General features: G+C 71.2%; 9 protein-coding genes. 5 read left to right on the top strand and 4 right to left on the bottom strand.

Annotated features, from left to right (window positions below):
* Positions 1 to 323: 323 nt before the first annotated feature.
* On the top strand, positions 324 to 899 hold the full coding sequence (locus tag ABFJ78_RS35245; RefSeq protein ID WP_436391470.1) for an ArsR/SmtB family transcription factor: 576 nt from the start codon (positions 324 to 326) through the stop codon (positions 897 to 899).
* A gap of 156 nt (positions 900 to 1055) precedes the next feature.
* Here the strand turns inward: ABFJ78_RS35245 and ABFJ78_RS35240 are convergent, their stop codons facing one another.
* Positions 1056 to 2084: an alpha/beta fold hydrolase gene (locus ABFJ78_RS35240; RefSeq protein ID WP_436391468.1), complete on the bottom strand. Its 1029-nt coding sequence runs from the start codon at positions 2082 to 2084 to the stop codon at positions 1056 to 1058.
* A 37-nt stretch (positions 2085 to 2121) separates the two neighbouring features.
* Between ABFJ78_RS35240 and ABFJ78_RS35235 the strand changes: the two genes are divergently transcribed.
* Positions 2122 to 2682 (top strand): TetR/AcrR family transcriptional regulator, encoded by a 561-nt coding sequence (locus tag ABFJ78_RS35235; protein WP_436391466.1) that lies wholly within the window; start codon positions 2122 to 2124, stop codon positions 2680 to 2682.
* Between the two features lie 4 nt (positions 2683 to 2686).
* Entirely contained in the window at positions 2687 to 2998 is a 312-nt protein-coding gene (locus tag ABFJ78_RS35230; RefSeq protein WP_436391464.1) for a hypothetical protein, read from the top strand.
* Here ABFJ78_RS35230 and ABFJ78_RS35225 read toward each other — a convergent pair.
* The 3 genes from ABFJ78_RS35225 to ABFJ78_RS35215 form a co-directional block, all read right to left on the bottom strand.
* Positions 2995 to 3807 (bottom strand): SigB/SigF/SigG family RNA polymerase sigma factor, encoded by an 813-nt coding sequence (locus tag ABFJ78_RS35225; protein ID WP_436391462.1) that lies wholly within the window; start codon positions 3805 to 3807, stop codon positions 2995 to 2997. The genes ABFJ78_RS35230 and ABFJ78_RS35225 overlap by 4 nt on opposite strands.
* 72 nt (positions 3808 to 3879) lie before the next feature.
* Entirely contained in the window at positions 3880 to 4857 is a 978-nt protein-coding gene (locus ABFJ78_RS35220) for an esterase-like activity of phytase family protein (protein WP_436391460.1), read from the bottom strand.
* A gap of 166 nt (positions 4858 to 5023) precedes the next feature.
* On the bottom strand, positions 5024 to 5800 hold the full coding sequence (locus ABFJ78_RS35215) for an SDR family oxidoreductase (RefSeq protein ID WP_436391488.1): 777 nt from the start codon (positions 5798 to 5800) through the stop codon (positions 5024 to 5026).
* Positions 5801 to 5969: 169 nt separating this feature from the next.
* Between ABFJ78_RS35215 and ABFJ78_RS35210 the strand changes: the two genes are divergently transcribed.
* Entirely contained in the window at positions 5970 to 8240 is a 2271-nt protein-coding gene (locus ABFJ78_RS35210) for a cellulase family glycosylhydrolase (RefSeq protein WP_436391458.1), read from the top strand.
* Positions 8241 to 8268: 28 nt separating this feature from the next.
* Positions 8269 to 10083: a rhamnogalacturonan lyase gene (locus tag ABFJ78_RS35205; RefSeq protein ID WP_436391456.1), complete on the top strand. Its 1815-nt coding sequence runs from the start codon at positions 8269 to 8271 to the stop codon at positions 10081 to 10083.
* Positions 10084 to 10113 lie beyond the last annotated feature (30 nt).

Below are 10113 nucleotides of genomic sequence, written 5' to 3'. Positions count from 1 at the left end.
GCCGACGGCGCCGAGCGCGACCGACGCCCAGTCGCCGCTTTCGATCGCGGACTTCAGGTCGTTCGCCGACTCCAGCAGGGAAATGCCCGAATACGCCTTCGTGGAGTCTTTGGTCTCCGCGACCAGCGGGTTGCCCACTACGCGACCTTCCTGACGTCACGGCGAACAGTCGTCAAACTTTCAAACAGCTTTCGGCGAACGTAGCAGCGCCGCGACGGCGGAAGACCCGCTTGCCCGAAAATCCGGTGATCCCTGGCGCGGGCGGGCAACGGACATCGCAGAGGACCCTTTGCAAAGAACTCTCTGTGGTCTACGGTGGTGACATGACCGACGACGAGCCGTCCCGGCTGGATGGGCGGATGCTCCGCGCGCTGGCCCACCCGCTGCGGATGCGCATGCTCGAACTGCTGCAGGCGGACGGCCCGGCGACCGCCACCGGGCTGGGCAAGCGGGTCGGGGAGAGCTCCGGCACCACCAGCTGGCACCTGCGGCAGCTGGCCGAGGCGGGCCTGGTCGAAGAGGACAGCGAGCGCGGCAACAAGCGCGAACGGTGGTGGAAGCCCGTGCAGAAGTCGACGCGGATGCGGGTCGCCGACTTCATCGGCGACCCGGATCTCGCGGCGCCGCTGGACACGTACCTGCGCTCGGTGATCGAGCACCGGTACGAGGCCGAGTCGCGGTTCGTCAGTGAACTGCCGCGATGGATCGACCGGTGGTTCGACAAAGCGGTCTTCAACGACATGCGGCTTTCGCTGACGCCCGAGGAAACGGCGGCGATGAGCGCGGAGGTCGACGCCGTGATCCACCGCTACCGCCGGGACGCGCGACCGGGCGACCACAACGTGATCGCGCACTGGTCGGCGTTCCCGCGGCAAGCACAGCCCGAAGAATCCGACTGAGGGGGAACCGATGGTGCACTTCTTGCTGGCCGAAGATCTGGTCCGCGAGCGGGAAACCGAACTGAGGCGGGCGGCGATCCGCGTCCGGCGCGAGGGAACGCGACGAGAGCGACTCGGGTGGGTCCTCGTGGAGACCGGTCTGAGACTGGCGACCGGTCAGCCGCCCAGCTTGACCGCCCGGCGGACGTCGCCGGCGTAGGCCTCGGGCTGTTCCCAGGCCGCGAAGTGGCCGCCCGCCGGGTGTTCCACGTATTCGCGGATGTTCAGGAACGCTTCGGCGTAGCTTCGCGGTTCGGGCTTGATGTCCCGGGGGAAGATCGACAGCACGGTCGGTGCCCGGACTCGGCCGGGCAGGGTGACCGGTTCGGCGTAGGTGGTGAACGACGTGCCGATCGTGCCGGTGACCCAGTACGCGGTGACCCAGGTGAGGAGCTCGTCCGGGGTGAAAGCCGAGGCGTCCGACCAGGATTCGAGCTTTTCGGCGAGCCAGGCCACGAGCCCGGCGGGTGAGTCGCCCAGGGCGACGGCGAGGGTGTTCGGCCGCGTCGACTGCTCGGCGATGTACCCGCCTTCGGTGCGGAACCACTGCGCGGCCCGGCCGAGGTAGGCGGCCGCGTCCGGGGCGAGCGTCGCGGGGTCGGCGGTGAGGGCGCGCTGCGGAGCGACGTTCGTCAGGTGCAGAGCGGTCACGCGGTCCGGGTGTTCGGCCGCGAGGATTTCCGCGACGGTGCCGCCGATGTCGCCGCCGGACACCGTGTAGCGCGGGTAGCCGAGTTCGGCGAGGGCGTCCGCGACGAGCGCGGCGATCCGGCCGGCCGACATGCCCGGTTCGGTGAGTGGAGCCGCGAACGGGAAGCCCGGCAGGGCGGGGACTACGACGTGCAGGTCCGTGAGCAGGGGCAGCACGCGTTCGAACCGCAGCACCGAATCCGGCCAGCCGTGCAGCAGCACGACGACGGGGGCGTCGGGATCGACGGCTCGCTGGTGGATCAGCCGCACGGCGCCCGCGGTCGCCCAGGGGAGTGCGCGGACGCGGCGTTCGTGCACGGCCCAGTCGTAGTCGTGCGCCCAGTGGTCGAGGAGTTCGTCGAGGCGGGTATGGGTGATGCCGCGGGCCGGGTCCTCGCTCCACGGGGTGGTGACCCGGCGGGTCCGCCGGAGTCTTTCGCGCAGGTCGTCGCTCATGTGTATCACCGTACACATATTGTGTATGCTCGTACACATGACTTCGCGCAACGCGGCGGCCACCCGGGAGCGGATCCTGGCGCACGCGAAACGCCAGTTCGCCCGGCACGGCTACACCGCGATCACGGTCAAGGGCGTGGCCGACGCGGCCGGCGTGTCACCCAACCTCATCACGCGCTACTTCGGCGGCAAGGACGGCCTGTTCCTCGCGGCGACCCGGGTGGAGATCCCGGTCGCGGACGCCTTCGACGGCGACCGCGCCACGCTGGGCCCGCGCCTGGCGGCGAGCATCGTCCGCCGCTGGTTCGGCGAGCCGGGCGAGGACCCGCTGCTGGTGCTGCAACGCGCGTCCGGCGAACGCCCCGAGGCGGCGGAGGCGCTCGCCGCGTTCCTGGACACGAACTCCCTGGAGCCGCTGCACCGCTACCTGCGCGAAAGTGGTCTGGACGACGCGGAGGCCCGCGTCCGGGCGGCGGCGATCGACGCGTTCGTGCTCGGCGTCTCGACCCGCCGCCGGGTCCTGCGCGCCGAACTCGGCGACCCGGCCGCGCTCGAGGCGTGGCTGGGCGAGACGATCCAGCGACTGGCGGACGGGTGAGGAAATGACGAACGAGTGGTACGCGGTGCGCTGCGTCTTCCGGTGGCCGGGAGACGAACGGCCGTACGAAGAGCGAATCACGGTGTGGCGCGCGGAGTCCCTCGACGCGGCTATCGCCTTTGCCGAAGCGGAAGCCCGGGAGTACGCGGCGAACACCGGGGTCGGTTACCTGGGGCTCGCCCAGGGGTACGAGACCGGCGAGGAGGAACTCGCGCCGGGCAGCGAGGTGTTCTCGCTGCTGCGGCGGAGTCCGTTGCCGCCGGAGGAGTACCTGGACCGGCATTTCGACACCGGTGCAGAGCACCAAGCCGGCTAGCCGGCGACCACCCGGTGGCGCAGCTGCTCGAGGGTCTTCGCCAGCAGGCGTGACACCTGCATCTGGGACACGCCGACCCGCTCCGCGATCTGGCTCTGCGTCAGCTCCTCCACGAACCGCATCTCGATGATCGCGCGCTCGCGGGGTGGGAGGTCCGCCATGGCCGCCTCGAGGGTCAGGTGGTCGTCGGCCTTGGTGTACGGGGACTCGCGGTCCGCGAGCTGGTCGCCGATCGTGCCCGTGTCGCCGCCGCCGCGGGCCGGGGCGTCCAGCGACGCCGGCTTGTACGCCTCGGCCGCCAGCAGTCCTTCTCGGACGGTCTCGACGTCGATGTCCAGGTGCGCCGCGAGTTCGCTCGGGGTGGGGGAACGGCCCAGGTCGTGGGCCAGCTCGCCGGTGGCCTTGACCAGGTTCTGCTGCAGCTCCTTCAACGCCCGCGGGACGCGCATCGACCACGCGCTGTCGCGGAAGTGCCGGCGGACCTCGCCCATGATCGTCGGGACCGCGAAGGACAGGAAGTCCCGGCCGCGGCCCGGGTCGTAGCGGTCGACCGCGTGGATCAGGCCGGTCCGCGCGACCTGCACGAGGTCGTCGAACGACTCGCCGCGGCCGGCGAAGCGCTTGGCGATGTTCTCGGCCAGGGCGAGGTGCTCGGTGATCAGCCGGGCGCGCAGCTCGGCGTGCCGGGGGTCGGCGGGCGTGAGCTCGCTGCGCTCGTCGAACAGCGGAGCGCAGTGCGCGAACTGGTTGGACCGTCGCGGCGCGGGGGTGAGCGTCGTTGCGGGTCGCTCAGGGGCTCTGACAACCATGGTGACCACTTACCCAAAGCCGTCACAATCCACACGAACCGGTGAGCCGTTGGTACATCCGGAGCAACCGGCTCAGCAGGACAGCGTTCCCGCGCGCAGGGCGTGGCCGCCGTCGTTCGCGTCGTCGGCCCACACGACGGCCTTGCGCCCGGACGAGCACGTCGACTGCGGCGCGATCGCGAAGCCCTCGTTGTTGTAGTTCGGCATCTTCGACGGCCGCGCGTAGGTCGCCGACACCGCGAACCTGCCGTTGACGATTTTCAAGGTCGCCGTCTTGCCGCCGCACGTGTCGTCGCAGACCGACCACAGGCGGCCGGTCGCCGGCTCGAACTCCAGCTCCATCACGGCCGGGAAGCCGGCCGGAAAGGCCGCGACGCGGGTGAAGCCACCACCCGCCTGGGTGAGGGCGTAGGCGTAGACCATGCCTTCGTCTTCGAGGCCGACGAAGTACAGGCCGCTGCCGTGACCGGGGTAGGCGGCCGGGTCGTACCCGGCCTTCGCGTGGTCGTCGCGGAAGCCGTTCGCGGTCAGGAACGAGTCCGGGACCCAGGTGATGCCCTCGAACCCGCCGTTGTCGCCGACGGCGGGCAGGTCGCCGGTGAGGTCCCACTCCGCCGCCGCGCTGAGCGATCCGGCCGACGACGCGGTGTCGAAGCGCAGCACTTTCAGCAGGCTGCCGTCGCCGTCGTTGTCGCGCTCGGTCGCAGCGAAGACACCGTCGGGCGTCGCCACCACCCCTTCGGCGTCCGGATCGCCGCTGCCGTCGCGGTAGTGCAGCTTCCTCCCGGACGGCCAGCCGGCCGCCGGGGTCCACTTGCCGCCGTCGCGGACGAGCCGGTACAGGGTGCCAGGGCCGTTCTTGACCGCCCACAGCACATCGGCGCCGTCGAAGGCGAGCCCGCTCAGGTTCTCGCCGAAGACGCCGGCGGCGTCGGCGACCGTGATGGCCGGATCGCCGGGCCACGTGGCCGTCGCGGCGTCGGCGGTGCCGGCGGGGACGGCGAGCAGCGCGGTGAACAGGACCGCGAAGAACCGGGAGGGGATGCGCACGTCGTGCTCCTGGGGCCGGTGGGCGGGAGGTGGGCAACGCGGCGTCGTCAAGAACGATCTTGACGCACCGGACTGTACCGAGCCCGCCGCCGGCGGGCAATGGGCCGCGTTGCGCCATTCCGGCACGATCGATCGAGATCGTCCGCGCCGACCGTCCACATCGGACTCACCGCACCCACCGGCGGAAGCCGCCCTCGGCGTTGACGACCTGGCCGGTGATCCACCGGCTTTCGTCGGAGGCCAGCCAGCGGACCAGCCGGGCCACCTCGTCCGGACGGCACCACCGGCCGGCGGGCAGGGCCCGGCCGACGCGCTCGGCGAGGTCCGGATCCGCCCAGCCCGTGTCGACCGGACCGGGGTTGAGCGCGTTGACCGTGATCCCGCGATCGACCAGCGCGTCGGACAACGTGAGCGTCATCTGGTGGATCGCGCCCTTGCTGATCGCGTACGGCAGCTCCTGGCTCATCGGCGCCAGGTGCTGCCCGGAGGTGAACAGGATGATCCGCCCGCCGGGGCGGGCGTCGTCGTGGGCGGCGGCGAACGCCTGAGCCAGGAGCACGCTCGCGCGGGCGTTCACCGCCCAGGTCAGATCCAGCTCGGCGGCGGTCACTTCGGCGAGGGTGTGGTTCGAGCTCCGGGCGTGGTTGGCCACCACCACGTCGACCGCGCCGAACGCTTCCACGGCGGCGGCCACGACCTGACCGGGCGCCCGCGGGTCGGCGAAGTCGGCGGCGACGTGCCGCAGCCGGTCACCCTCGCCGCCCAGCTGGTCCACGATCCCGGCGTCGCCAAGAGGATCGTCGCCCCACGGCTGTTCCGCGTCGTGCGGGGACCACGAGTGCACGAGCACCGACGCCCCGGCCGCCAGCAGCTCGGCGGCCACCGCGAACCCGATCCCGGCCCGGCGGCTGACCCCGGTCACGACCGCGACCCGGCCCTCCAGTGAAGTCACGCCGCCGACGGTAATCCGGAAGCCGCCGCGCCTCGACCGGGTTTTCGACGACGTGGTCGAATCGGCCGATACTTTCGCGCCGGGTGGCGAAGCCGTTACACTCCCCGGCTGGGAGCGCTCCCACGTCGACTGTCCCTGTCGGTTACTCCAGGAGGTCGGTATGCCCCGGCGGTTTCTCCGGGCGCTCGTGGTCGGCGTGCTCTTCGCCGCCTGTGCGCTCGCCCCGACGCGAACCACAGCCACAGCAGCGCCCGCGGCGGCGCCCACGCGGATCATGGCGCTGGGCGACTCCATCACCGGCTCGCCCGGGTGCTGGCGCGCCCTGCTGTGGAAGCACTTGCAGGACACCGGCCACACCGACGTCGACTTCGTCGGCACGCTGCCCCCGCAGGGCTGCGGGTTCACCTACGACGGCGAAAACGAAGGCCACGGCGGATTCCTCGCCACCGGCATCGTGCGCGACAACCAGCTGCCGGGCTGGCTCTCGGCCACCCGGCCGGACGTCGTCCTCATGCACCTGGGCACCAACGACGTCTGGAACGGCATCGCGCCGAGCGCGATCCTCGACGCCTTCACCACGCTGCTCGGCCAGATGCGCGCGAGCAACCCGGCCACCAAGCTCGTCGTCGCCAAGATCATCCCGATGAACCCGGCCAACTGCGCCGCCTGCGGGCAGCGGGTGGTCGACCTGAACAACGCGATCCCCGGCTGGGCGCAGGCGCATTCCACGGCGGCGTCGCCGATCACCGTCGTCGACCAGTGGACCGGGTTCGACACCGCCGCCGACACCACCGACGGCGTGCACCCCAACAGCACCACCGGCATCCAGAAGATGGAAAGCCGCTGGTACCCGGCCCTGGTCGCGGCGCTGCCCGGCGCGACGGCGGCGGCCGGCCTGCACGTCAGCGGCACGCAGGTCGTGGAGGCGACCGGCGCGGCGTTCGTGATGCGCGGCGTCAACCACCCGTACGCCTGGTACCCGACCCAGACCCGGGCCTTCGCCGACATCAAGTCGTTCGGGGCCAACACCGTCCGCGTCGTGCTCGGCAGCGGCCAGCGGTGGGGACCGACCTCGGCGGCCGAGGTCACCAGCGTCATCGCGCTGTGCAAGCAGAACCGGCTCATCTGCGTGCTGGAAGCCCACGACACCACCGGCTACGGCGAGGAAAGCGCGGCCGCCAGCCTGGACCAGGCCGCGAGCTACTGGATCAGCGTCGCGAGCGCGCTCAAGGGCCAGGAGAACTACGTCGTCATCAACCTGGGCAACGAGCCGTTCGGCAACAACCAGCAGGTGAGCGCGACGTGGGCGAGCGCGACGAGCGCCGCGATCACCCGGTTGCGCGGCGCGGGCCTGCAGCACCTGCTGATGGCCGACGCGCCGATGTGGGGCCAGGACTGGCAGAACATCATGCGCGACGACGCCGCTTCGGTGCTCGCCGCCGACCCGCAGCACAACACGGTGTTCTCCATCCACATGTACGGCGTCTACGACACCGCCGCCGAGATCACCGGGTACTTCGACGCCTTCCGCGCCGCCGGCCTGCCCCTGGTGGTGGGGGAGTTCGGGAACATGCACACCGACGGCAACCCCGACGAGGACACGATCATGGCCCAGGCGCAGGCCCGCGGCCTCGGCTACCTCGGCTGGTCGTGGAGCGGCAACGGCGGCGAAGTCGCTTACCTGGACATGGTCAACTCGTTCGACCCGGCCAGTTTGACGGCTTGGGGAGAGCGCTTTCTCAACGGCGCGAACGGCGTCCGGCAGACGTCGGAGGAAGCCACGGTCTACGGCGGGGGCAGCACGGACACCCAGGCCCCGACCACACCGGGCACGCCGTCCGCGTCGGCGGTGACGGCCACCGGCGCCACGCTGTCCTGGACCGCCTCCACCGACAACGTCGGCGTCACCGGCTACGACGTCCTCCGCGCGACCGGCAGCGGCACGTTCACCCAGGTCGGCACCACCGCCACGACCACGTTCACCGACTCCGGCCTGACGGCGTCGACGACCTATCGGTACCAGGTGCGCGCCCGCGACGCCGCGGGGAACACGTCGGCGAACTCCGCGGCCGCGAGCGTGACGACCAGCGCGGGCGGCGGCACCGGTAACTGCAGGATCGGCTATTCCGCGCCGGCTTGGGGCGGTGGCAACGGGTTCACCGCGAACGTGACCATCACCAACACGGGTCCGAGCACGCTCACCGGCTGGACCCTCGCCTTCAACTACCCCGCGGGCCAGCGGGTGACGCCGCCCGGCTGGGGCGCGACCTTCACCCAGTCCGGCGGAGACGTTTCCGCGACGAACCTGAGCTGGAACGGCACCCTGGCCCCGAACGCGTCGACCGGCATCGGCTTCAACGGCACGTTCACGGGCTCCAACCCGGCGCCGGCGTCGTTCACCCTCAACGGCAGCACGTGCACGACCAGCTGAACCGTCCACTTCAGACAAGGAGAGAAGCATGCACGCGCTGAGTCGCCGGCTGGTCGTCGCCGCCGTGGGTGTCCTCGTGCTGGGGCTGACCCCGGCCGCCGCGGCGGAAACCACGCCGCCGCAGTTCGACAAGCTCAACCGCGGGGTTGTCAGTGTCCACACCCCACAAGGGAACCGGGTCGGCTGGCGGCTCCTCGCCGACGACCCGGCCGGCGTCACGTTCGCCGTCTACCGCGACGGCACCCGCGTGACGCGGACCCCGGCCGGCGGGCCGACCGGCTTCCTGGACGCCGGTGCGCCGGCGGGGGCGAAGTACACCGTCCGGGCCGTCGTCGGCGGCGTCGAGCGGATGTCGGCCTTCGCCGCCGAGGAGTCGCTGACGCTCGACAGCGCGGCCGCGGCGAGCACCCGGGACGTGCCGATCCAGCTCCCGGCCGGCGGCACCACGCCGTCGGGGGAGAGCTACACCTACGCCGCGAACGACGCGAGCGTCGGGGACCTCGACGGCGACGGCCAGTACGAGATCGTGCTCAAGTGGGATCCGAGCAACGCCAAGGACAATTCGCAGTCCGGCTACACCGGGAACGTCTACGTCGACGCCTACCGGCTGGACGGTACCCGGCTGTGGCGGATCGATCTCGGCCGCAACATCCGCGCCGGCGCGCACTACACGCAGTTCCAGGTCTTCGACTACGACGGCGACGGCCGGGCCGAGGTCGCGATGAAGACCGCCGACGGCACGCGCTCCGGCACCGGGCAGGTCATCGGCAGCGCGAGCGCCGACTACCGGAACTCCAGCGGTTACGTCCTGTCCGGCCCGGAGTACCTGACGATGTTCAACGGCCAGACCGGTGCGGCGACGTCGACGGTGAACTACGACCCGCCGCGCGGCACGGTGTCCTCGTGGGGGGACAGCTACGGCAACCGGGTGGACCGGTTCCTCGCCGGGACCGCGTACCTGGACGGCTCGCACCCGAGCCTGATCATGTCCCGCGGCTACTACACCCGCACGGTCATCGCCGCGTGGGACTTCCGGGGCGGCGCGCTGACCGAGCGGTGGAAGTTCGACTCGAACTCGGCCGGCTCGCAGTACACCGGCCAGGGCGACCACCAGCTGGCCACCGCGGACGCCGACGGCGACGGCCGCGACGAGATCGTCTTCGGCGCCATGGCGATCGACGACAACGGCGCGCCCCTGTGGAACACCCGGCTCGGCCACGGCGACGCCATGCACGTCGGCGACCTGATCCCGAGCCGGTCCGGGCTGGAGGAGTTCAAAGTGGACGAAGACACGTCGAAGCCGGCCGCCTGGATGGCCGACGCGAAGACCGGGCAGATCATCTGGCAGAACGCGTCCTGCTCGTGCGACAACGGCCGCGGTGTCTCGGACGACATCTACGCCGGCAGCCCCGGCGCCGAGTCGTGGTCGTCCGCGGTGTCCGGGCTGCTGAACACCAGCGGGCAGAACATCGGGCGCAAGCCGTCCTCGACGAACTTCGTCGTCTGGTGGGACGGCGACGCCCAGCGCGAGCTGCTCGACGGCACGCACATCGACAAGTACGGCACCAGCGCCGACACGCGCCTGCTGACCGCGTCGGGCGTGCACGCGAACAACGGCACGAAGAACACGCCGTCGCTGCAGGCGGACCTGTTCGGCGACTGGCGCGAGGAGGTCGTCTGGCCGACGTCGGACAACCGGGCCTTGAGGATCTACTCGACCACGGACGCGACGAGCATCTCCCACGTCTCGCTGATGCAGGACCGGCAGTACCGGGAAGCCGTCGCGTGGCAGAACACCGCCTACAACCAGCCACCGCACCCGAGCTTCGCGCTCGCGAGGTGAGCGGGAACGGAATCCGCGACGTAGGCTGAC

Source organism: Amycolatopsis sp. MEPSY49 (assembly GCF_051337345.1).
Taxonomy (GTDB): Bacteria; Actinomycetota; Actinomycetes; order Mycobacteriales; family Pseudonocardiaceae; genus Amycolatopsis.
The sequence above is the reverse complement of the archived record's forward strand: the minus strand, read 5'-3'. Positions and strand labels throughout refer to the sequence as shown.